At 71.6% G+C, this 21983-nt stretch carries 24 protein-coding genes and 1 riboswitch; of the genes, 10 read left to right on the top strand and 14 right to left on the bottom strand.

The annotated features are described in order from the left end of the window. Positions 1 to 55: 55 nt before the first annotated feature. The 6 genes from ABT070_RS00615 to ABT070_RS00640 form a co-directional block, all read right to left on the bottom strand. Entirely contained in the window at positions 56 to 1093 is a 1038-nt protein-coding gene (locus tag ABT070_RS00615) for an SCO2102 family sporulation regulator (RefSeq protein ID WP_351752647.1), read from the bottom strand. A 56-nt stretch (positions 1094 to 1149) separates the two neighbouring features. Continuing rightward, positions 1150 to 2073 carry a methylenetetrahydrofolate reductase [NAD(P)H] gene (metF, locus tag ABT070_RS00620; protein ID WP_351752649.1) on the bottom strand — a complete coding sequence of 308 codons (924 nt, stop codon included), beginning with the start codon at positions 2071 to 2073 and terminating at the stop codon, positions 1150 to 1152. An 88-nt stretch (positions 2074 to 2161) separates the two neighbouring features. Further along, on the bottom strand, positions 2162 to 2809 hold the full coding sequence (gene thiE, locus ABT070_RS00625) for a thiamine phosphate synthase (RefSeq protein WP_351752652.1): 648 nt from the start codon (positions 2807 to 2809) through the stop codon (positions 2162 to 2164). Positions 2810 to 2886: 77 nt separating this feature from the next. Next, positions 2887 to 3252 carry an Rv2175c family DNA-binding protein gene (locus tag ABT070_RS00630; RefSeq protein ID WP_054242848.1) on the bottom strand — a complete coding sequence of 122 codons (366 nt, stop codon included), beginning with the start codon at positions 3250 to 3252 and terminating at the stop codon, positions 2887 to 2889. Positions 3253 to 3311: 59 nt separating this feature from the next. After that, a complete protein-coding gene (locus tag ABT070_RS00635; RefSeq protein WP_351754373.1) occupies positions 3312 to 4514 on the bottom strand; it encodes an NAD(P)/FAD-dependent oxidoreductase in 1203 nt (400 codons plus the stop codon). A 77-nt stretch (positions 4515 to 4591) separates the two neighbouring features. Next, complete coding sequence (locus ABT070_RS00640; protein WP_351752655.1) at positions 4592 to 4942, bottom strand: avidin-fold protein; 351 nt, start codon at positions 4940 to 4942, stop codon at positions 4592 to 4594. Between the two features lie 52 nt (positions 4943 to 4994). After that, a riboswitch (TPP riboswitch) is annotated at positions 4995 to 5105 on the top strand. On the opposite strand from ABT070_RS00640, the gene thiO reads away from it, so the two are divergent. From thiO to ABT070_RS00665, 5 genes are all read left to right on the top strand, one after another. After that, the gene (gene thiO / locus ABT070_RS00645; RefSeq protein WP_351752658.1) at positions 5103 to 6269 is read left to right on the top strand and encodes a glycine oxidase ThiO; all 1167 of its coding nucleotides are present in this window, start codon (positions 5103 to 5105) and stop codon (positions 6267 to 6269) included. It overlaps the preceding riboswitch by 3 nt. A 32-nt stretch (positions 6270 to 6301) precedes the next feature. Continuing rightward, positions 6302 to 6502, top strand: a complete 201-nt coding sequence (thiS, locus tag ABT070_RS00650; protein ID WP_351752661.1) for a sulfur carrier protein ThiS — start codon at positions 6302 to 6304, stop codon at positions 6500 to 6502. A 3-nt stretch (positions 6503 to 6505) separates the two neighbouring features. Beyond that, positions 6506 to 7300, top strand: a complete 795-nt coding sequence (locus ABT070_RS00655; RefSeq protein WP_351752663.1) for a thiazole synthase — start codon at positions 6506 to 6508, stop codon at positions 7298 to 7300. 138 nt (positions 7301 to 7438) lie between these two features. Then, positions 7439 to 9379 carry a Stk1 family PASTA domain-containing Ser/Thr kinase gene (pknB, locus tag ABT070_RS00660; protein WP_351752665.1) on the top strand — a complete coding sequence of 647 codons (1941 nt, stop codon included), beginning with the start codon at positions 7439 to 7441 and terminating at the stop codon, positions 9377 to 9379. A 44-nt stretch (positions 9380 to 9423) separates the two neighbouring features. Further along, on the top strand, positions 9424 to 10302 hold the full coding sequence (locus ABT070_RS00665) for a deoxyribonuclease IV (RefSeq protein ID WP_351752668.1): 879 nt from the start codon (positions 9424 to 9426) through the stop codon (positions 10300 to 10302). Between the two features lie 25 nt (positions 10303 to 10327). Here ABT070_RS00665 and ABT070_RS00670 read toward each other — a convergent pair whose 3' ends face one another. Further along, positions 10328 to 10960, bottom strand: a complete 633-nt coding sequence (locus ABT070_RS00670) for a sulfite oxidase-like oxidoreductase (RefSeq protein ID WP_171396755.1) — start codon at positions 10958 to 10960, stop codon at positions 10328 to 10330. A 197-nt stretch (positions 10961 to 11157) separates the two neighbouring features. Between ABT070_RS00670 and bfr the strand changes: the two genes are divergently transcribed. Continuing rightward, positions 11158 to 11637: a bacterioferritin gene (bfr, locus tag ABT070_RS00675; protein WP_020129964.1), complete on the top strand. Its 480-nt coding sequence runs from the start codon at positions 11158 to 11160 to the stop codon at positions 11635 to 11637. An 8-nt stretch (positions 11638 to 11645) separates the two neighbouring features. On the opposite strand, the gene ABT070_RS00680 is transcribed toward bfr, so the two are convergent. After that, the gene (locus ABT070_RS00680) at positions 11646 to 11897 is read right to left on the bottom strand and encodes a (2Fe-2S)-binding protein (RefSeq protein ID WP_351752671.1); all 252 of its coding nucleotides are present in this window, start codon (positions 11895 to 11897) and stop codon (positions 11646 to 11648) included. Between the two features lie 122 nt (positions 11898 to 12019). After that, on the bottom strand, positions 12020 to 13372 hold the full coding sequence (locus ABT070_RS00685) for a class II 3-deoxy-7-phosphoheptulonate synthase (RefSeq protein ID WP_351752673.1): 1353 nt from the start codon (positions 13370 to 13372) through the stop codon (positions 12020 to 12022). Between the two features lie 96 nt (positions 13373 to 13468). Between ABT070_RS00685 and ABT070_RS00690 the strand changes: the two genes are divergently transcribed. Both ABT070_RS00690 and ABT070_RS00695 read left to right on the top strand, forming a co-directional pair. Next, positions 13469 to 13525 carry a trp operon leader peptide gene (locus ABT070_RS00690; protein WP_078912442.1) on the top strand — a complete coding sequence of 19 codons (57 nt, stop codon included), beginning with the start codon at positions 13469 to 13471 and terminating at the stop codon, positions 13523 to 13525. 117 nt (positions 13526 to 13642) lie between these two features. Next, positions 13643 to 15550, top strand: coding sequence for an anthranilate synthase family protein (locus tag ABT070_RS00695; RefSeq protein ID WP_351752676.1), 1908 nt, complete (start codon positions 13643 to 13645; stop codon positions 15548 to 15550). A 7-nt stretch (positions 15551 to 15557) separates the two neighbouring features. Here ABT070_RS00695 and ABT070_RS00700 read toward each other — a convergent pair whose 3' ends face one another. The 4 genes from ABT070_RS00700 to ABT070_RS00715 form a co-directional block, all read right to left on the bottom strand. Continuing rightward, positions 15558 to 16586, bottom strand: coding sequence for a 6-phosphofructokinase (locus tag ABT070_RS00700; RefSeq protein ID WP_351752678.1), 1029 nt, complete (start codon positions 16584 to 16586; stop codon positions 15558 to 15560). Between the two features lie 120 nt (positions 16587 to 16706). Beyond that, positions 16707 to 17387 (bottom strand): response regulator, encoded by a 681-nt coding sequence (locus ABT070_RS00705; RefSeq protein WP_351752681.1) that lies wholly within the window; start codon positions 17385 to 17387, stop codon positions 16707 to 16709. Continuing rightward, positions 17384 to 18610: a MacS family sensor histidine kinase gene (gene macS / locus ABT070_RS00710; RefSeq protein ID WP_351752684.1), complete on the bottom strand. Its 1227-nt coding sequence runs from the start codon at positions 18608 to 18610 to the stop codon at positions 17384 to 17386. The genes ABT070_RS00705 and macS overlap by 4 nt, the downstream gene beginning before the upstream one ends. Before the next feature lie 46 nt (positions 18611 to 18656). Continuing rightward, positions 18657 to 19415 (bottom strand): lysophospholipid acyltransferase family protein, encoded by a 759-nt coding sequence (locus ABT070_RS00715; protein WP_351754376.1) that lies wholly within the window; start codon positions 19413 to 19415, stop codon positions 18657 to 18659. Between the two features lie 159 nt (positions 19416 to 19574). Here ABT070_RS00715 and ABT070_RS00720 point away from each other — a divergent pair, with 159 nt between their 5' ends. After that, positions 19575 to 20354, top strand: a complete 780-nt coding sequence (locus ABT070_RS00720) for an alpha/beta hydrolase (protein WP_351752687.1) — start codon at positions 19575 to 19577, stop codon at positions 20352 to 20354. After that, positions 20347 to 21012, top strand: coding sequence for a hypothetical protein (locus ABT070_RS00725; RefSeq protein WP_351752690.1), 666 nt, complete (start codon positions 20347 to 20349; stop codon positions 21010 to 21012). The genes ABT070_RS00720 and ABT070_RS00725 overlap by 8 nt, the downstream gene beginning before the upstream one ends. Positions 21013 to 21028: 16 nt before the next feature. Here the strand turns inward: ABT070_RS00725 and ABT070_RS00730 are convergent, their stop codons facing one another. Continuing rightward, positions 21029 to 21790, bottom strand: a complete 762-nt coding sequence (locus ABT070_RS00730) for an endonuclease/exonuclease/phosphatase family protein (protein ID WP_351752692.1) — start codon at positions 21788 to 21790, stop codon at positions 21029 to 21031. Between the last annotated feature and the right edge of the window lie 193 nt (positions 21791 to 21983).

The raw sequence follows: 21983 nt of genomic DNA on the forward strand, positions 1-21983 counted from the left end.
GCGTCCGGTGCTCCAGGCGCCTCCGGCAGGAGGCGTGCCCGGGAAGACGCGGCCGTCAGAACCGATACTGCTCGTCGTAGCCCGTGCCCTGACCGTGCCCCTGCTGCTGCCCGTCGCCCTGGTACGGGTACTGCTGCTGCTCGGGCGGGAGTTCGCCGCCCAGCGGGTCGTCGGTGCTGCGCTGCTGCGGGACCCAGACGCCGCCGGCCGGGGTCTCCCCGTAGCCGCCGGTGCCGTACTGCTCCTGACCGTAGCCCTGCTGCCCGTACTGCTGCTGGCCGTAGCCGGCGTCGTAGGAGCCGCCGCCGTAGGTCTGGGTGCCGATGTACGGGTCGGAGTAGGCGGCGTACTGCTGCTCGCCGTTGGCGTCGTACCCGTACTGCTGCTGGTGGTAGCCGGAGTACGTGTCGTAGCCGTAGTTCTGGTCCGCGCCCTGGGCGGCCGTCGCGTACTGGTCCTGGGGCTGGCCCTGCGACTGGCCCTGGCCGGTCGCGGCCGCGTACGCGGTGTCGCTGTACACGCCGTAGGAGCCGGTGTCGTCGGGCAGGGGCTGCGGCTCGTACACGGACGTGGTCTCGGCGGCCGAGGGGTCGGCGGTGCGGGCCGCGGGGGTGAAGACGTCGTCGCGGTCGTAGTCGTCGTCGCCGTAGGCGCCCTTGTCGCCGAAGGCGTTCGTGTCGTGGCCGAACGCGACGCCGTCGGTGCCGTACTGCGGGTCGGCGCCGAAACCGGCCTCGCCCGCCTCGAGGCCGGAGACCTCGAGCGTCGGGTCCTTGCGCTCGGCCTTGCCGCGGCGGCGCTTGGGAACGGCCGCGCCCTCACCCTCCGTGTCCGCGTCCCCGCGCCGGAAGGCCCAGCCCTCGGCGAATCCGCGCCGGAACGACAGCGTGACGTAGGTCTGGCCGACCGCGAAGGCGGCAGCGCCCAGCGCGATGACGACGACCGACGGGATCAGGACACCGAGGACGACGCCGAGGAAGCCCACGAAGGCCAGCAGTCGCCAGCGCAGCCGCGCCTTGTACTGAAGCAGCACCTCGCCGAGCAGCCACAGCGCGACGATGCCGAACGCGATGTAGAGGACCGTCCAGCCCATGTACGCCCCTCTCCCAGTGGCCGCTACGCAGTGTGTCGTATGTGGATGCGACCGGTCTAGGCCTGCGGCGGATGGTGCAGGCCCAGGTTCTCGTAGATTTCCAGCGTCGCCGTGGAGTTGTTGAGCGTGATGAAGTGCAGTCCGGGCACTCCCTCGGCCAGCAGCCGTGCGCAGAACTCCGTGGCGAAGTCGATGCCAATGGAGCGTACAGCGGCCGGATCGTCTTTGGCTGTGAGGATCCGCTCTTTCAGGGCGGCCGGGAAGTGGGCGTTGCTGAGCCTGGGCAGGCTCTCCAGCATCTTCACACTCGTCACCGGCAGGACCTCGGGGATGACCGGAGTCACACAGCCGGCCGCCTCGACCCGGTCGCGCAGCCGCAGATAGGACTCGGGCTCGAAGAACATCTGCGTAATGGCGTAGTCGGCGCCGGCCCGGCACTTGTCGACGAAGTGCGCGACGTCCGTGTCCCAGTCGCCGGAGCGCGGGTGCATCTCGGGGAAGGCGGCGACGCCCACGCAGAAGTCGCCCGACTCCTTGATGAGTCGCACGAGTTCGGCGGCGTACGTCAGCCCCTTGGGGTGCGGTACCCACGCGCCCATGGGGTCGCCGGGCGGGTCTCCGCGCACGGCGAGCATGTTGCGGATCCCGGCGTCGGCGTACTGGCCGATGATGTTGCGCAGCTCGGCGATGGAGTGGTCCACGGCGGTGAGGTGCGCGACCGGCGTGAGGGTGGTGTCGACGACGATCTGCTGGGTCTCCCTGACCGTCGTCGCCCGGGTGGAGCCGCCGGCACCGTACGTCACCGAGACGAAGTCGGGGGCGACCGCCTCGACCCTGCGCAGCGCGTTCCACAGGCTCCGCTCACCCTTGGGCGTCTTCGGCGCGTAGAACTCGAACGAGTACGTCGTCTTGCCGGTCGCCAGGATGTCGCGCACGGTGCGCGCGCGGTCCGTCCTGGTGGATGCGGTTCCTAGGGCCATACCCGCAGGTTAGTCAGGGGCGGGCGGTCCCCCAACCGGATGCGGGAAATTTGCCCGCATTGTCGACTTGTTGTCCACCCCTTGGACGTCACGCCCCGCGCAGCCGCTCGGCGAACTCCGCGGCCGCGGCGCCCGGGTCGTCCGCCTCCGTGATCGCCCGGACGACGACGACCCGGCGGGCGCCCGCCGCCAGCACCTCGTCCAGGTTGCCGAGGTCGATGCCGCCGATGGCGAACCACGGGCGGTCGGTGCCCAGGGCGGCCGTGTGCCGGACCAGGTCGAGGCCGGGGGCGGACCGGCCGGGCTTGGTGGGGGTGGGCCAGCACGGGCCGGTGCAGAAGTAGTCGACCCCCTCCTGGACCGCGGCGGCCTCGGCTTCCGCCTCCGTGTGCGTGGAACGGCCGATGAGGACGTCCTCGCCGAGGATCGCGCGGGCCGCGGGGACCGGCAGGTCGCCCTGGCCGAGATGGAGCACGCCGGCGGCGGCCGCGTGCGCGACGTCCGCGCGGTCGTTGACCGCGAGCAGCCTGCCGTGCCGGGCGCAGGCGTCGGCGAACACCTCCAGGCGCTCCAGTTCCTCGGCCGCCTCGATGCCCTTGTCGCGCAGCTGGACGATGTCGACACCGCCCGCGAGGACCGCGTCGAGGAACTCCGGGAGGTCGCCCTGACGGGTACGGGCGTCCGTGCAGAGGTACAGCAGGGCGCCGGCCAGGCCGGTGCGGGCGGTGTCGGGCATACGAAGGTCCCCCCGGGGCGGTGGCGTACGGGAGCGAGCGCCCCCGTACGCCGGATGTGTCGGTTCGAATACGCGGTTCAGACGGCGAGCGCCTGGGCGCGGCGCTTCACCTCCGTGCCGCGATTCTCACTCAGGGCCTGCGCGGGCGTGCCGGGCAGGCTCGGGTCGGGGGTGAAGAGCCACTCGAGCATCTCTTCGTCCTTGAAGCCGTCGTCCCGCAGCAGCGTCAGGGTCCCGACCAGGCCCTTCACCACCTTGTCCTCGTCGATGAAGGCGGCGGGGATGTGCAGCGCACGGTTCTCCCCCCGGCGTACGGCGATGAGCTGGCCGTCCTTGATCAGCTGTCGCACGCGGATCACGTCGACATCGAGCATCTCCGCGATGTCCGGCACGGTGAGCCAGGCGGGGACGAGAGCATCGGTCTTTGCGTCAATCTCGGTCACGGGAACAAGCCTGCCATCTGCCACTGACAGTCGGAAGCCGGGCCGGTCCGACCAGGGAGTCAGGCCGCGGCCGTGGCCGCCTTCATCGGCCTCGCCGGGTCCGCGAGGAGCCGCGGGTTCATGGTCGTGCCGGCCAGGATCAGCCGCCTGCCCTGGGCGAGGTCGCGCGCCCGGCCCACGGCCAGCAGGGCGACCAGCCGGTCCTCGCGCAGCCAACACACCGACCAGGCCGGTCCCGAGGGGTCGCCGCGCCACAGGACGCGGTCGGCGTCGGCGTGGTGCCCGGCGTACTGGACGAAGCGGCCGAACTGCTCGGACCAGAAGTACGGGACGGGGTCGTAGACGGCCAGGGGTTCGTCGGTGGCGGCGCCGACGATGTTCGCCGCGACCGTGCGCGGCCCCTGGAGGGCGTTGTCCCAGTGGTGGACGAGGAGCCGCTCGCCGTACCGCCCCGAGGGGAAGGAGGCGCAGTCGCCGACCGCGTAGACATCCGCCACGGAGGTCCGCAGCTGGGCGTCGGCCACGACCTCGTGGTGGGCGCCGAGCGCGACGCCCGAGCCGGCCAGCCAGGCGGTGGCGGGGCGGGCGCCGATGCCCACCACGACCGCGCCCGCGGGCAGCCGGGAGCCGTCGTCCAGGACGACCGCGCCGGCCTCGACGCGCTCCACGCGCGCGTGGGTGCGCAGATCGATGCCGCTGTCGGCGTACCAGGCGGCCATCGGGGCGGCGACCTCGGCGGGCAGGGCCCCGGCCAGCGGCCGGTCGGCCGCCTCGACGACGGTGACCGCGCAGCCGGCCTCCCGCGCGGCCGTGGCGAACTCGGCGCCGATCCAGCCCGCGCCGACGACCACGACGTCGTGCTGCCGGGCGAGCACGGGCCGCAGCCGTTCGGCGTCGTCCAGGGTGCGCAGCAGATGCACGCCGGGCACGCCCTCGGCGCCGGGGAGCCGGATCGGTTCGGCGCCGGTGGCGAGGACGAGGACGTCGTACGGGACGGGCCCGGCCTCGGTGTCCAGCTCGTGGTCGGCGGGACGGAGGCCGCTGACCTCGCGGCCGAGCACCAGCTCGATGCCGAGGCCCTCGAAGTCGACGTCGAAGGCGGAGCCCTCGGCGTTGCCGAGCAGGACGGCCTTGGACAGCGGGGGCCGGTCGTAGGGCTGATGGGGCTCCGCGCCGATCAGCGTCACGGTGCCGTCGAAGCCCTGTTCCCGCAGCGCGACGGCGGTCTGCACCCCGGCCATGCCCGCGCCGACGACCACCACGCGCCGCCCGGCCGGGCCGCCTTCTTCCTGCCTCTGCTCACTCACCTGATCACCTTAGGCGGCTGACGAATCGTCAGTCAGTGGTCGTGCGCCGTGACCTGCTCCACAACGCTGGTGCCGCTGCCCTCCTGCGACTCCCACGCCCAGGTCTCCTCGAGCCGCACCCGTCCGTCCGCGAGCTCCACGACCGTCGAGACGCAGTGCCCCGAGGACGTCGTCCCGTCGTGCTTGAGCTGTACGTACCGGAAGTCGAGGCGGTTCCCTTCGCGGGTACCCACCAGATGCCCGCGTACGACGTCACCGCCCGTGTACTCCGCCCAGATCTCGCCGCCGCGCTCGTGGTACGTGAAGCGGGTGCGGGTGCCGACCTGGCCCGGGGCCTGGTCGGCGACGGGTGCGAGGACGAGGCCGTCCAACGAGCGGGGCATGACGAAAGGCTCCCTTACAGACGTGCCGGACCACGGGCTAGGGTGGCCAACCTAGAGCACACGCGGGAGTCCGGACGTACCGGGCTGAGAGGGAGGCTGGCGGCCTCCGACCGTCGAACCTGATCCGGGTCATGCCGGCGAAGGGAGGGGCTGGACGCCCATGTCGTCTCCACGTACGTCAGACGTCCTCGTCATCGGGGGCGGGATCATCGGCCTTGTCACGGCCTGGCGGGCCGCGCAGCGCGGCTTCACCACGGCGGTGGCCGACCCGGCGCCGGGCGGCGGGGCCGCCCAGGTGGCGGCCGGGATGCTGGCCGCCGTCACGGAACTGCACCACGGCGAGCAGACCCTGCTCGGCCTCAACCTGGCCTCCGCCCGCCGCTATCCGGACTTCGCGGCCGAGCTGACGGAGCTGACCGGGCACGACCTCGGCTACCGGCGCTGCGGCACGCTCGCGGTCGCGCTGGATTCCGACGACCGCGCCCACCTGCGCGAACTGCACGCCCTTCAGCAGCAGTCGGGGCTGGAGTCCGAGTGGCTGTCCGGGCGCGAGTGCCGCCGCCTGGAGCCGCTGCTGGCGCCCGGGGTGCGGGGCGGGCTGCGGGTGGACGGCGACCACCAGATCGACCCGCGGCGGCTGACCGGGGCGCTGGTGGCCGCGTGCGAGCGGGCCGGGGTGGTGTTCCACCGGGTGCGCGCCGAGCGGCTGTCCGTCGTGGGCCGGCGCGCCCGGGGGGTCGTCACGGGGGACGGTACGGCCCTGGAGGCGGGGCAGGTGGTGCTCGCCGGCGGCAGTCTGAGCGGACGGCTCGCGGGGGTGCCGCAGGACGTGCTGCCTCCCGTACGGCCGGTGAAGGGCCAGGTGCTGCGGCTGACCGTGCCGCCGCGGTACGCGCCGTTCCTGAGCCGGACCGTGCGGGCCGTGGTGCGCGGCAGCCAGGTCTACCTGGTCCCCAGGGAGAACGGCGAGCTGGTCGTGGGCGCGACCAGCGAGGAGCTGGGCTGGGACACGACGGTGACGGCGGGGGGCGTGTACGAGTTGCTGCGCGACGCCCATGAGCTGGTGCCGGGGATCACCGAGCTGCCGCTCACGGAGACGCGCGCGGGGCTGCGTCCCGGGTCCCCGGACAACGCGCCGCTGCTCGGGCCCACGGAGCTGGCGGGGCTGCTGCTGGCCACCGGGCACTACCGCAACGGCGTGCTGCTGACGCCGGTGACGGGTGACGCGATGGCGCACGCCCTGGCCACCGGGGAGCTCCCGGACGAGGCCCGTCCCTTCACGCCCCGGCGCTTCGCCGCCGCCGCACTCTCGGAGCAGCCCGCATGAACGCCCAGGCAAACGCACCGGGGAACGCCCCCGTGAGCGTCTCGGTGAACGGGGAGCGGCGCGAGTTCGCTCCCGGTACCGCGCTCGACAGCGTCGTACGGTCCCTGACGCCGGCGCCCTCCGGGGTGGCCGCCGCGCTCAACGAGACCGTCGTCCCGCGCACCCAGTGGCCGTCCACCGCGCTGCGCGACGGCGACCGGGTGGAAGTCCTCACCGCGGTCCAGGGAGGCTGAGCCATGGCCGACGATCCCTTCGTCCTCGGAGGCAGGTCCCTGTCGTCCCGTCTGATCATGGGTACGGGGGGTGCGCCCAGCCTGGAGGTGCTGGAGCGGGCACTGGTGGCGTCCGGGACCGAGCTGACGACGGTCGCGATGCGCCGGGTGGACCCCTCGGTGCACGGCTCCGTGCTGTCGGTGCTGGAGCGGCTCGGCATCCGGGTGCTGCCGAACACGGCGGGGTGCTTCACCGCCGGGGAGGCCGTGCTGACGGCCCGGCTGGCGCGGGAGGCGCTGGGCACCGACCTGATCAAGTTGGAGGTCATCGCCGACGAGCGCACGCTGCTGCCGGACCCGATCGAGCTGCTGGAGGCGGCGGAGACGCTGGTGGACGACGGGTTCACGGTGCTGCCGTACACGAACGACGATCCGGTGCTGGCCAGGAAGCTGGAGGACGTGGGGTGCGCGGCGGTGATGCCGCTGGGCTCTCCGATCGGCTCCGGCCTGGGCATCCGCAACCCGCACAACTTCCAGCTGATCGTCGAGCACGCGCGCGTGCCGGTGATTCTGGACGCGGGGGCGGGCACCGCGTCGGACGTGGCGCTGGCGATGGAGCTGGGGTGCGCGGGGGTGATGCTGGCGTCGGCGGTGACACGGGCGCGGGAACCCGAGCGGATGGCGTCGGCCATGCGGGCCGGCGTGGAGGCGGGGAGGCTGGCGAGGCTGGCCGGGCGGATCCCGCCCCGTTACTTCGCGGAGGCGTCCTCGCCCGTGGAGGGCCGGGCCGTGCTGGACCCCGAGCGCCCCGCGTTCTGACCGCCGCCCGCGCTACCGTCCGGTCTCCGGATACGGGAGTCGCGGGACCCGTGGGTTGCGTCACAGGTCGGCTCCAGTAGCGCTGCGATCGCGGCGGAACCGGCGGAGGTGTCAGCGGCGGCTCGTACACTCACCTGCGTGGACACGACCCTTCAGGACCCTCTGGTCGGGCAGCTGCTCGACGGCCGGTATCGCGTAGAGGCGCGGATCGCGGTCGGCGGGATGGCCACGGTCTACCGGGCCGTGGACACCCGCCTGGACCGCGTGCTCGCGCTCAAGGTGATGCACCCGGCGCTCGCCGCCGACGGGGCGTTCGTCGAGCGGTTCATCCGGGAGGCCAAGTCCGTCGCCCGGCTCGCACACCCGAACGTCGTTCAGGTGTTCGACCAGGGTGCCGACGGGTCGTACGTCTATCTCGCCATGGAGTACATCGCCGGGTGCACGCTGCGTGATGTGCTGCGGGAGCGCGGGGCGCTCCAGCCGCGGGCCGCGCTCGACATCCTGGAGCCCGTGCTGGCCGCGCTCGGCGCCGCGCACCGGGCCGGGTTCGTGCACCGGGACATGAAGCCCGAGAACGTGCTCATAGGGGACGACGGGCGGGTCAAGGTCGCCGACTTCGGACTGGTGCGGTCCGTCGACACCGTGACCAGCACCACGGGAGCCGTGCTCGGCACCGTCGCCTATCTCGCTCCCGAGCAGATCGAGCAGCCCGGCGCCGCCGACCCCCGCGTCGACGTGTACGCGTGCGGGGTGGTGCTCTACGAGATGCTCACCGGTGAGAAACCTCACGACGGCGACTCCCCCGCGATCGTGCTCTACAAGCACCTCCACGAGGACGTTCCGGCGCCGTCCGCCCTCGTTCCCGGGCTGCCGTTCGAACTGGACGAGCTCGTGGCGTCGGCCACCGCCCGCACCCCCGACGTCCGGCCGTACGACGCCGTCGCGCTGCTCGGGCGGGTGCGGGAGGCGCGCGCTCCGCTCAGCGTGGACCAGCTGGACGCGCTGCCGCCGCAGGCCGTCTCCGCGGCACACGACAACGCGGAGGACCGCACGAGCGTGATCCCGCGCTCGCTCACCGTGCCCCGCCCGCTGCCCGTCAACGAGGACGACCCCGCCGACGGCGAGGACCCGCTCAACCGCACCTCGCGCTTCCAGAGCGGGCCGCCCCTGCCGCCCCGGCGCCGTTCCGCGCGGCCCCGGCGCGGGGTGGTCGCGCTCATCGCCGCCGTCCTGCTGGTGTTCGGCGTGGGCGCCGGTGTCTGGTACATCAACTCCGGCCAGTTCACCAAGGTCCCCGCGGTGCTGACGCAGAAGGAGGCGGAGGCCAGGACCCGGCTGGAGGCCGCGGGGCTCGAGGTCGGCAAGGTGCGGCACCAGCACAGCGACACCGTGAAGCGCGGCACCGTCATGGACACCGACCCCGACCCGGGCGCCCGGATCCGCAAGCACGACTCCGTGACGCTCACCGTCTCCGACGGCCCGGAGATCGTGAAGGTGCCCGATGTGGCGGGCTCCCGGCTGGACAAGGCCGAGGAACTGCTGAAGACGGACGGCCTGGAGCCCGGTCTGGTCACCAAGGCGTTCAGCGACGATGTCATCAAGGGCTTCGTGATCAGCACCGACCCGGAGGCGGGCACGGAGCGCCGCGCGGGCACCGCGGTCGCGATCGTGGTCAGCAAGGGCAGCCCGGTCGACATCCCGGACGTCACCGGTGACGCCCTGAACGACGCCAGGGCCGAGCTGGAGGAGGCCGGCCTGAAGGTGAAGGTCGCCACCGGGCAGGTCAACTCCGAGTTCGACAAGGGCCTGGTCGCGACGCAGACCCCGGAGGAGGGCAGCGAGGCCGCCGAGGGCGACACGGTGACGCTGACGGTGTCCAAGGGGCCGGAGATGGTCGAGGTGCCGGACGTGGTCGGCGCGAGCGTCGACGACGCCAAGTCGCTCCTGGAGCAGTCCGGGTTCGAGGTCGACGAGGACCGGGGACTGCTCGGGATCTTCGGCGACACCGTGAAGAGCCAGTCCGTGGACGGCGGCGACACGGCCCCCAAGGGATCGACGATCACGATCACCATCAGGTGACCGGGCGGTGCGGGGCGGTGCGCGGGGCATGACACCCTGAACGGGTGAGTTCTCGAGCCCCCTTCCCCTCCCGCAACCCCGTCGGCGGTCACGTCCCCGTGGCCGGCGGTCTGCACGACGTGGGCATGTCGTACGCGCACGATCTCGGTGCCGAGACGGTCCAGGTCTTCGTCGCCAACCCGCGCGGCTGGGCCACCCCCGTCGGCAACCCGCGGCAGGACGAGGCCTTCCGGGAGGCGTGCGCGACGCGGTCGGTCCCGGCGTACGTCCACGCGCCGTACCTGATCAACTTCGGCTCGCACACCGAGGCCACGGCCGAGCGGTCGGTGGAGTCGATGCGGCACTCGCTGCGTCGCGGGCGGGAGATCGGCGCGCTGGGCGTGGTCGTGCACACGGGGAGCGCGACGGGCGGGCGGGACCGGTCCGTGGCGCTGAAGCAGGTGCGTGAGTACCTGCTGCCGCTGCTGGACGAGCTGACCCACGACGACGACCCGTTCCTGCTGCTCGAGTCCACCGCCGGACAGGGCGCCTCGCTCTGCTCCCGGACCTGGGACTTCGGGCCGTACTTCGAGGCGCTGGACGCCCATCCCAAGCTGGGCGTCTGCCTCGACACCTGCCACATCTTCGCGGCCGGGCACGATCTGACCGGCCCGGCCGGCATGCACCAGACCCTCGATCTGCTGGTGGACACGGTCGGCGAGGGGCGGCTGAAGCTGATCCACGCCAATGACTCCAAGGACGTGGTCGGCGCCCACAAGGACCGGCACGAGAACATCGGCGCGGGTCACATCGGCGAGGACCCGTTCCGGGCGCTGATGACCCACCCGGCAACCGCGGGCGTACCGCTGATCATCGAGACGCCCGGCGGCAAGGAGGGGCACGCGGCCGACGTGGAGCGGCTGAAGAAGCTCCGGGACGGCTGACGCTCCCGCCGTACCGGAGGGGGGATCAGAGCTCCGGGCCGTCGCCGGGCCCCTCCTGGTACGAGTAGCGCTGTTCCTTCCAGGGGTCGCCGAGGTTGTGGTAGCCGCGCTCCTCCCAGAAGCCACGGCGGTCGGCGGTCATGTACTCGACGCCGCGGACCCACTTGGGGCCCTTCCAGGCGTAGAGGTGCGGAACGACCAGCCGCAGCGGGAAGCCGTGCTCGGCGGTGAGCAGCTCGCCGTCCTTGTGGGTGGCGAAGATCGTGCGCTCGGCGGCGAAGTCGGACAGGCGCAGGTTCGAGCTGAAGCCGTACTCGGCCCACACCATCACATGGGTGACGTTCGGGGCGGGCGGGGCGCTCTCCAGGATGGTGCGGGCCGGGATCCCGCCCCACTCGGCGCCGAGCATGCTGAACTTCGTCACGCAGTGCAGATCGGCCACGACGGACGCGTACGGAAGGGCCGTGAACTCCTCGTGGTTCCAGCAGCGCTTCTCACCGTCGGCGGTGGCGCCGAAGACCCTGAACTCCCAGCGTTCGGGCCGGAACTTGGGCACCGGACCGTAGTGCGTGACGGGCCATCCGCGCTGGAGTCGCTGTCCCGGCGGAAGCTCGGACACTGCTTCTTCTCCAGATTCGCGCTCCACCGGCTGACCCATGACTCCATCCTGACAGACCCCGGACGGTGCACATGACCAGCGATGACCGGGCATATCCCGAATCGGGCAACTGCTACTAAGCATGCACTAACTTACTAAGTACGCACTTACTGGACGATCTTCGACACCGGTGCAATCATTCGGCGGCAGCCTCCCCGATTCCCCATCCTGATCCCCATGCGGAAGGAGCCTCTGCGATGCAGGGCGACCCCGAGGTCATCGAGTTCCTCAACGAGCAGCTCACCGGCGAGCTCACCGCGATCAACCAGTACTTCCTGCACGCCAAGATGCAGGAGAACTTCGGCTGGACGAAGCTCGCCAAGTACACCCGGCACGAGTCGTTCGACGAGATGAAGCACGCCGAGGTGCTCACCGACCGGATCCTGTTCCTGGACGGGCTGCCGAACTACCAGCGGCTCTTCCATGTGCGGGTCGGCCAGACGGTCAAGGAGATGTTCGAGGCCGACCGCCAGGTGGAGGTCGAGGCGATCGACCGGCTGAAGCGCGGGATCAAGGTGATGCGCGAGAAGGGTGACATCACGTCCGCGAACATCTTCGAGTCGATCCTCGAGGACGAGGAGCACCACATCGACTACCTCGACACACAGCTCGACCTGGTGGAGAAGCTCGGCGAGGCTCTGTACCTCGCGCAGCTGATCGAGCAGCCGGAGAGCTGAGGCCCTGCCTAGGCGGCTTCGTCGAGCTCTTCGAACTCCTCGAACCGCTCGATTCCGGCGAGGACCGTCCTGCCCTGGTCGGCCAGGTCCCGGCGCGAACCGGCGCCCCGGCCGAGGATCGCCTGGATGCGACGGACGCACGACCCGCAGTCCGTGCCCGCCTTGCAGGCGGAGGCTATCTGGCGGGGTGTGCAGGCTCCGTTGTCCGCGTGCTGCTGGACCTGCGCCTCGGTCACGCCGAAGCAGCTGCATACGAACACGCGGATTCACCTCCCGCCGAGATCAATAAGGCTAACCTAACCTTACCCGGCGACCGGTGGACGCAAAAGTGCGGTGGGGCGCGGATCGTATGTGATCCGCGCCCCACCGCCATGACCGAAGGTCACTGGTCCCGGTACATCTCCGCCACGAGGAAGGCCAGGTCCAGGGACTGGCTGCGGTTCAGGCGGGGGTCACAGGCCGTCTCGTAGCGCTGGTGCAGGTCGTCGACGAAGATCTCGTCGCCGCCGCCCACGCACTCGGTGACATCGTCACCGGTCAGCTCCACATGGATGCCGCCCGGGTGGGTGCCGAGGCCCTTGTGGACCTCGAAGAAGCCCTTGACCTCGTCGAGCACGTCGTCGAACCGGCGGGTCTTGTGACCGGAGGCCGCCTCGTAGGTGTTGCCGTGCATCGGGTCGGTGATCCAGGCCACGGTCGCGCCCGAGGCACTGACCTTCTCGACCAGCTCGGGCAGCTTGTCGCGGACCTTGTCGGCGCCCATACGGACGATGAAGGTCAGCCGGCCCGGCTCACGGTCGGGGTCGAGGCGCTCGATGTACTTCAGCGCCTCCTCGGCCGTGGTCGTCGGGCCGAGCTTGATGCCGATCGGGTTGCGGATCTTCGAGGCGAACTCGATGTGCGCGTGGTCCAGCTGCCGGGTGCGCTCGCCGATCCACACCATGTGCGCCGAGACGTCGTACAGCCGCCCCGTGCGGGAGTCGACCCTGGTCAGGGCGGACTCGTAGTCGAGCAGCAGCGCCTCGTGCGAGGAGAAGAACTCGACCGTCTTGAACTCCTCCGGGTCGGCCCCGCAGGCGTGCATGAAGTTCAGTGCCTGGTCGATCTCACGGGCGAGCTGCTCGTAGCGCTGACCGGACGGGGACTGCCTCACGAAGTCCTGGTTCCAGGCGTGCACCTGGCGCAGGTCGGCGTAGCCGCCGGTGGTGAAGGCACGCACCAGGTTGAGCGTGGAGGCGGACGCGTTGTACATCCGCTTCAGCCGCTCGGGGTCCGGGATACGGGACGCCTCGTCGAAGTCGAAGCCGTTGACCGAGTCGCCCCGGTACGTCGGCAGGGTCACGCCGTCGCGGGTCTCGGTGCCCTTGGAGCGCGGCTTGGAGTACTGGCCGGCGATCCGGCCGACCTTGACGACCGGCACCGAGGCCGCGTACGTCAGCACGGCGCCCATCTGGAGCAGCGTCTTGAGCTTGTTGCGGATGTGATCGGCGGACACGCCGTCGAAGGCCTCGGCACAGTCGCCGCCCTGGAGAAGGAACGCCTCTCCCTTGGCGACGGCCGCCATCCGGGCGCGCAGCTGGTCGCACTCGCCCGCGAAGACGAGCGGCGGATACGACTCGAGGTCCGCGATCACTGCGCGCAGAGCCTCGGTGTCGGGGTACTCGGGCTGCTGCGCCGCGGGAAGGTCTCGCCAGGTGTTGCCAGCGCTCGCGCTGGTCTTAGCGTTCACGGTCACGCCCTCAACATTACGGGGTCGTGTCGAGTCGTTTTCGCCCGGCTCGACAGGTGAGACGCCCTCCCGCTCAGGTGCGCGTGGGATAGGGTGCGTCGCATGTTCGCGCTTTCGACCCAGAACTGGTGGTGGACCGCTCATCCGGCGGCCCACTGAACTGCGCGTACGCAAGACTTCGCGAAGGCCGCCCGAGGGGCGGCCTTCGGCGTGTCCGGGGCCGTTCCTCACCGATACCGACATCGATCGTGACCGAGATCGACGGAAGAGGAACCCATGGACCTGGCACGGCTGCTCCACGACGACCGCCCGTTCGCCCTGCTCCGCCGCCGCACCCCCGGCCATGACGCGGACACGGTGGAGGTGCTGCTCGGCCCGGTCGGTACGTACGACCGGCTCGCCGACCTGCCCGAGGAGTGCCTGGCGCTCATCCCCTTCCGGCAGATCCGCGAACGCGGCTTCGACGTCCGCGACGACGGCACCCCGCTGGCGGTGCTGGTTCCCGAGGAGACACACGTCCTGCCCCTGGCGGATGCCCTGGCCCAGCTACCGGCCCGGGACGTACGCGTCGAGGACGGTGGCTTCGACGTGGCCGACGAGGAGTACGAGGAGATCGTCGGGCGGGTGCTGCGGGACGAGATCGGCCGGGGCGAGGGCGCGAACTTCGTGATCCGGCGCACGTACCAGGGGCGGATCCCGGGGTTCGGCCGGGCCGACGCGCTGGCCCTCTTCCGGCGGCTCCTCGAGGGCGAGCGGGGCGCCTACTGGACGTTCGTCGTGCACACCGGGGACCGGACGCTGGTGGGAGCCAGCCCCGAGGTGCATGTGCGGATGTCCGGCGGCACGGTCGTGATGAACCCGATCAGCGGGACCTACCGGTATCCCGCGGAGGGTCCGACGCCCGAGCGGCTGCTGGACTTCCTCGCCGACGGCAAGGAGATCGAGGAGCTGTCGATGGTCGTCGACGAGGAGCTCAAGATGATGTGCACCGTCGGTGACATGGGCGGGGTGGTGATCGGCCCCCGGCTGAAGGAGATGGCGCATCTCGCGCACACGGAGTACGAGCTGCGCGGCAGGTCCTCGCTGGATGTGCGGGAGGTGCTGAAGGAGACGATGTTCGCGGCGACCGTCACCGGCTCGCCCGTGCAGAACGCCTGCCGGGTCATCGAGCGGTACGAGCCCCTCGGGCGGGACGGTGTCGGGCGGGGTTACTACGCCGGCGCGCTGGCGCTGCTGGGCCGGGACCCGGGCGGGGCGCAGACCCTCGACTCCCCCATTCTCATCCGCACCGCCGACATCGACGCGGCCGGACGGCTGCGGGTGCCGGTGGGCGCCACGCTCGTCCGTGGGTCGGATCCGGCGGGCGAGGTCGCGGAGACGCACGCGAAGGCGGCGGGCGTCCTGGCCGCGCTCGGTGTCCGGCCGGGCAGGCCGCGCACGGACGACGCGCGGCCCCGGCTGGCCGACGACCCCCGGGTGCGGGCGGCACTGGACGGACGGCGGTCCTCGCTGGCGCCGTTCTGGCTGCGGATGCAGGAGCGGACGGAGGAGCTGACCGGTCACGCGCTCGTCGTGGACGGCGAGGACACCTTCACCGCGATGCTCGCCCATGTGCTGCGGTCGAGCGGTCTCGAGGTGAGCGTCCGGCGCTACGACGAGCCCGGGCTGACCGAGTCGGTGCTCGCGCACGAGGGGCCGGTCGTGCTGGGCCCCGGCCCCGGTGACCCCCGCGACCTGACCGATCCGAAGATGCGGTTGCTGCGGGACCTGACCGCGCGGGTGATCCGGGAGCACCGGCACGGTGTCCTCGGGGTCTGCCTCGGGCACGAGCTGATCGCGGCGGAGCTGGGGCTGGACATCGTACGGAAGGAGGTGCCGTACCAGGGGGCGCAGACGACCGTGGACCTGTTCGGGCGGCCGGAGACCGTCGGGTTCTACAACAGCTTCGTGGCGCTGTGCGACGACGAGGCGTTCCGGGAGCTGGCCGCGCACGGCGTGGAGGTGAGCCGGGCCGCGAACGGTGAGGTGCACGCGCTGCGCGGGCCGCGGCACGCCGAGGGCGCCCCCCTCAACGCGGTCGCCGGGGTGCAGTTCCATCCGGAGTCCGTGCTGACGCTGAACGGGGCGTCCGTGGTGCGGGAGCTGGTGGCCCGGGTGTGCGCCGAGCCGCGGCCGGCCCGCTAGCGGTCCGTCAGCCGAAGAACACGCCGACCTCCGTGTACAGCTCCGGGTTCACCGTCTTCAGTCTCGCGGTGGCCTCGGCGATCGGTACGCGGACGATGTCCGTGCCGCGCAGGGCGACCATCTTGCCGAAGTCGCCCTCGTGGACGGCGTCGATGGCGTGCAGGCCGAAGCGGGTGGCGAGCCAGCGGTCGAAGGCGCTCGGCGTGCCGCCGCGCTGGACATGACCGAGGACCGTCGTACGGGCCTCCTTGCCCGTACGGCGCTCGATCTCCTTGGCGAGCCACTCGCCGACGCCGGACAGCCGGACGTGTCCGAAGGAGTCCAGCGACCCGTCCTTCAGCACCGCGTCGCCGTCCCTGGGCATCGCGCCCTCGGCGACGACCACGATCGGGGCGTACGAGGCCCGGAAGCGGGAGGTCACCCAGGCGCAGACCTGCTCGATGTCGAAGCGCTGTTCGGGGATGAGGATGACGTTGGCGCCGCCGGCCAGGCCCGAGTGCAGGGCGATCCAGCCGGCGTGACGGCCCATCACCTCGACGACGAGGACGCGCATATGGGACTCGGCGGTGGTGTGCAGCCGGTCGATGGCCTCGGTCGCGATGCCCACGGCGGTGTCGAAGCCGAAGGTGTAGTCGGTGGCGGACAGGTCGTTGTCTATCGTCTTCGGGACCCCGACGCAGGGCACCTGGTACTCGTCGCAGAGACGGGCGGCGACCCCGAGGGTGTCCTCGCCGCCGATGGTGATGAGGGCCCCGATCCCCTGCCGGGCGAGGGTGTCCTTGATCCGGCGGATGCCGTCCTCCTCCTTGAGGGGGTTGGTCCGCGAGGATCCGAGGATCGTGCCGCCGCGGGGCAGGATGCCGCGCACGGCACGGATGTCGAGGCGGATCGACCTCCCCTCCAGGGGGCCCCGCCAGCCGTCGCGAAACCCGACGAACTCATGGCCGTACTCCTGGACGCCCTTGCGGACGACCGCCCTGATGACGGCGTTGAGGCCGGGGCAGTCCCCGCCTCCGGTCAGTACTCCGACGCGCATGGAAGTGTCCCTTCGCCGCGGTTGGCCGACGAAGGTCACGGTAATGGTGATCCAGGTCACACAGATATGGCTGGGCGGGTCCAATTCCGCTGAATCACCCGGGGATTGACCGCGGCGCCCTCACTCGTCGTCGAGGCCGCGCTCTATCGCGTACCGGACCAGTTCCACCCGGTTGTGGAGCTGGAGCTTGCCGAGGGTGTTCTGGACGTGGTTCTGGACCGTGCGGTGGGAGATGACGAGGCGTTCGGCGATCTGCTTGTAGCTCAGACCCTTGGCGACCAGCCGCAGCACCTCGGTCTCCCGGTCGGTCAGCCGGGGCGCGTCGGGTTCGCCGGCGCCGCCGGCGGCGGGGCCGGGGTCGGAGGCCAGCCGGCGGTACTCGCCGAGGACCAGTCCGGCCAGGCCCGGGGTGAACACCGGGTCGCCGACGGCCGTGCGGCGCACCGCGTCCAGCAGCTCCTCCGTGGACGCCGACTTCAGCAGGTAGCCGGTCGCGCCGGACTTCACCGCCTCCAGCACGTCGGCGTGCTCACCGCTCGCCGACAGCACCAGGACCCGCAGGGCCGGGTTCGCGGCGACGACCTCCTTGCAGACCTGGACGCCGGGCTTGGCCGGCAGGTTCAGGTCCAGCACCAGCACATCGGGCATGGTGGCCTTGGCCCGGCGCACGGCCTGCTCGCCGTCGCCCGCGGTGGCGATGACGTCGAGGCCGGCCTCGGCGAGGTCCCGGGCGACGGCGTCGCGCCACATGGGGTGGTCGTCGACCACCATGACCCTGATCGGATCCTGCTGCCTGCTCATCGCTGTCCCGCCTTCCCCCGTCGCACGTTCTTCTCCTTCGGCACCGTCAGTTCGACCTCCGTGCCCTGCCCCGGGGTGGAGATCAGCTCGGCGCTGCCGCCGAGGTCACGCAGCCGGCCCCGGATCGACTGGGCGACCCCGAGCCGCCCCTCGCCCTCGGCCTGCGCGAGCCGCCCCTCGGGGATGCCGGGCCCGTCGTCCCGCACGGTGATGATCACCTCGTCGGGCTCGTCCTCCACCAGGATCCAGGCCCGGGCGTCCTCCCCGGCGTGTCTGCGTACGTTGTCCAGGGCGGCCCCGACCGCCGCGGCCAGCTCCTTCGCCGCGGGCGCGGGCAGCAGCACCGGGGCGCCCGGCTCGGCGAGATGGACGCGGGCGGCGGCGAACGAGGCGAGCAGCGAGCGCAGGTCGACCGGACCGGTCTGTTCCGCCGGCTCCTCCACCACCCGTACGACGGCGCCCTCGGCCGCGTCCTGCGACACCCGCGAGACGGGCACGAGACCGCCGGCGACCAGGGTGCGCAGCGCGACCTCCTGCTCGCCGGCCATCCGGCCCAGTTCGGCCGCCTCACCGCCGAGGACCGCGCCGCGCCGCTGCACCATGGCCAGCACCTGGAGCACACCGTCGTGGATGTCCCGGGCGAGTCGCTCCCGCTCCCGGGTCGCGGCCTCGATCTCCAGCGCGCGGGCGAGAGTGCGCTCGGAGGCACGGGCGACCTCGACTACGTAGCCGATGGCGATGGAGGCGACCCAGACCAGGATCACGTTGTGGATGGTGTCGCGGGCCGGGGTGCCGCGCTCGACCAGGTTGGCGACCGCTACGGCCGTGGACGCGAACGCGGCCCAGCGCCAGCCGCCCTTGATGGCGAACGCCAGGACGGAGCCGGCCGTCCATATCGACGGCAGCGTCGGGCCGCCCGACTGGATGCGCTCGTGGGTGTCGGCCACGGTCGTGAGCATGATGCCGGTCAGCGCGATGGTGAGGTCGGCGGCGAGGAAGCGCTTGGTGCAGCTCGCCGCGCTCGCGACCTTGGGCAGGGTGGCCACGGTCCAGACGAACAGGACGCAGTAGTAGCCGACGGCCACCCAGGGCCGGGCGAACCCGTCGTAGGCGGTGGCGAAGAAGCCCACCGCGTACAGCATGGTGAGCACCCGGTAGCCGGCGAGCGCACGCCACAGCGGCAGCTCCACCGACATCGTCATGACTCTCTCGCGCCTGGCCATCCGTCCCCCGCCCCCGGGCCCCGCCTGCTGACCGCCACCCACCGACCTACTGCTCTTTGTCCTTCTTCGCCTGGTCCTTCTCGGCCTGCGCGAGCGCCGCCTTCGCGGCCTTCTCCGCTTCCTTGTCGGCCTTCGCCGCCTCCGTGATCTGCCGCTTGGCAGCGGTGGCGTAGATGTCGACGTACTCCTGGCCGGAGAGCTTCATGATCTCGTACATGACCTCGTCGGTCACGGCGCGCAGCACGAAGCGGTCGTGGTCCATGCCCTGGTACCGGGCGAACTCCAGCGGCCTGCCGATGCGGATGCCGGGCCGCATGACCTTCGGCAGCACCTTCCCGGGCGGCTGGATCTTCTCGGTGTCGATCATCGCGACCGGGATCACGGGCGCGCCGGTGGCGAGCGCCACGCGCGCGAGACCGCCCGGCTTGCCTCGGTAGAGCCGGCCGTCGGGCGACCGTGTGCCCTCCGGGTAGATCCCGAACAGCTCGCCCCGCTCGAGCACCTCTATGCCGCTCCGGATCGCCGCCTCGCCGGCCCCGCGACCGCCGGAGCGGTCCACCGGGAGCTGGCCGACGCCCTTGAAGAAGGCCGCCGTCAGCCGGCCCTTCACACCGGGCGTGGTGAAGTACTCGGCCTTCGCGATGAAGGTCACCTTGCGGTCGAGGACAGCGGGCAGGAAGAACGAGTCCGAGAAGGACAGGTGGTTGCTCGCCAGGATCGCGGGGCCCTCGGCGGGAATGTTCTCGAGGCCTTCCACCCAGGGCCTGAAGGTGACCTTCAGCGGTCCCCCGATAGCGACCTTCATCGCGCCGTACAACAAGCGAGTGCCTCCTGTTTGTGTCGCACAGACCTTAACCCGGAGTGGCCGCAAAGGCTCCGACGACCCTGGTCGGTGTCAGTGCGGTCGCGTACGGTGAAGCAGACGTCCCTCCCACGAAGAACAGACGAAGACAGGAGACCGAAGGTGCCGGTCCTTCCTGGAGCCGAGCCGTACCGCCATGAGGGCGGAGAGGTCGGGGTGCTCCTCTGTCACGGCTTCACCGGTTCCCCGCAGTCGCTGCGCCCCTGGGCGCGGTACCTGGCCGGGCAGGGCCTGACCGTCTCGCTGCCGCTGCTGCCCGGACACGGCACGCGCTGGGAGGACATGGCGCTGACCGGCTGGCCGGACTGGTACGCGGAGGTGGACCGCGAGCTGCGCGCCCTGCGCGACCGCTGTTCCCGGGTGTTCGTGGCCGGTCTGTCCATGGGCGGCGCGCTGGCCCTGCGGCTCGCCGCGAAGCACGGCGAAGGGGTGGACGGCGTCATCGTCGTCAACCCGGCGAACAAGGTGCACGGCCTGTCCGCGTACGCCCTTCCGGTGGCCCGCCATCTCGTCCGCACGACGAAGGGGATCGCCAGCGACATCGCGAAGGAGGGCGTGCTGGAGAACGGGTACGACCGGGTGCCGCTGCACTCGGCGCACTCCCTGCGCACCTTCCTGGCGAAGGTCGACGGTGAACTGCCGCAGGTCACGCAGCCGCTGCTGCTTCTGCACAGCACCCAGGACCATGTCGTGCCGCCCGCCGACTCGGCCCGGGTCCTCGGCCGGGTCTCGTCGGCGGACGTGACCGAGATCCTGCTGGAACAGAGCTACCACGTGGCAACGTTGGACCACGATGCGGACCGGATCTTCGAGGAGAGCTACGCGTTCATCGCCCGGATCGCGCCCAGTGTCGGCAAGGAAGGGACGGCCGTAGGTGGCTGAGCACGACTCCGACCGTGAGGACCGGGAGAACCGGGACGAACGGGACGGCCCGGAGGGCCGCGCGCCGGAGGAGCAGAGCGTGCCCTTCGACGAGGCCGCCGCGTGGGCGGCGATCGTCGCGGGATACGGCGAGGAGCCGGCGGACCCGCCGGGCGCCAAGCCGTTCAAGTCGGTCGAGGACCTGGCGCTCCTCGAGGTCGAGACGAACGACGGGGAGTCCGTCGCGGAGTCCGGGGCCCGGTCCGGCGCGGAATCCGGCAAGGAACCCGCGAAGGACGCCGCCGAGGAGCCCGACGAGGAGAAGGAACCGGCCAAGCCGCTGGGCAGCTCGATCGCCTTCGCGCCCGGGGTCGGCCCGCGTGACTACAAGGCGCCCGAGCCGACGGAGGAGGACTTCGACGGGGACGACGAGGGCCACTTCGTCCCGCCGGAGCCGCCGCCGCTGCCCGCCGCCGACACCACGGCCAAGTTCGCCTGGCTCGGGGTGATCGGCGGGCCGTTGCTGCTCCTGCTCGCGGTGCTGCTGGGCTGGGAGATGACGTGGTGGCTGTCCACCGTCGGCATCGGCGGTTTCCTCGGCGGCTTCGCCACGCTGGTGATGCGGATGCGCACGGAGGACGAGGAGGACGGGGATCCGGGGCGGGGAGCGGTCGTCTAGGGCCTGTTCCTGCGGATCACACCGCGGACGCGGGGATCCTGAGGGCGGCGAGGACCGGAAGGTGGTCCGTGGCCGCCCTCAAGTCGCTCCCGGTGACTCCGGGAAGCCCGATCGGCACCCCGCAGCCCAGCACCTCCACGGACTTCGTCACGAAGATCCCGTCGATCCGGCGGTTCGGCCCGGTGGAGGGGAAGCTGTCCTCGGCGCCCCAGGGGGCGGCGGTGCGGCAGTCCCGGAGGGCGGTGGTCAGCCGGCCGAAAGTACGGCCGCCGGGGCTCTCGTTGATGTCGCCGCCGGCGACCGCGTGCTCCACACCCATCCCGGCGAGGCGGTCGAGCAGCATGCCCGCCTGCTCGTAACGCTCGGCTGCCGTCAGACCGAGGTGGCAGCCGGCCACGCCGAGCCGGGCGCCCCCGAAGCGGACCACGGCGGTCGCGAACCCCCGGCGGTGCTCACCGGGGGTGAGCGGCAACAGGACGTCCTCGGTGCGCTCGACGGTCGCCCGCAGCGAGCACAGGACGGCCGGACCGGCCGCCGTGCCGCCGCCGGTGAGGATCACCTGGCCGGAGGCGGCCGCGAGTCGGGCGAGCTTCTTGCGCCAGCGGAAGAAGCGGGGGGCCTCCTGGACGAGGGTCAGGTCGGGGGCGCAGGCCGTGATGACCCTGGCCAGGGCACCGGTGTCGTCCCGCAGGGAGCGGATGTTGTAGCTGAGGACCCGGATGACGGCCGAACCGTCGGGCTCGGTGCGGGAGTTGGGTAGCGGCGAGGTCGTCGGCATAGCGATCAAGATACGCCGCTCCGTCCCCTACGTCCGGAAAAGCGAACGGGGGCCGCGAACGGCCCCCGTGTTGACGCCATGTGCAGTACGACCGGCCGTACAAGGAGCAGTACGACCAGCCGTACGAGATGTGCGATACATACGAGATGTGCGAGATGTGCGAGATATGAGCAGTACAAGCAGTGCGAGCAGT

The organism is Streptomyces sp. NPDC002884, assembly GCF_040295245.1.
Lineage (GTDB): Bacteria > Actinomycetota > Actinomycetes > Streptomycetales > Streptomycetaceae > Streptomyces.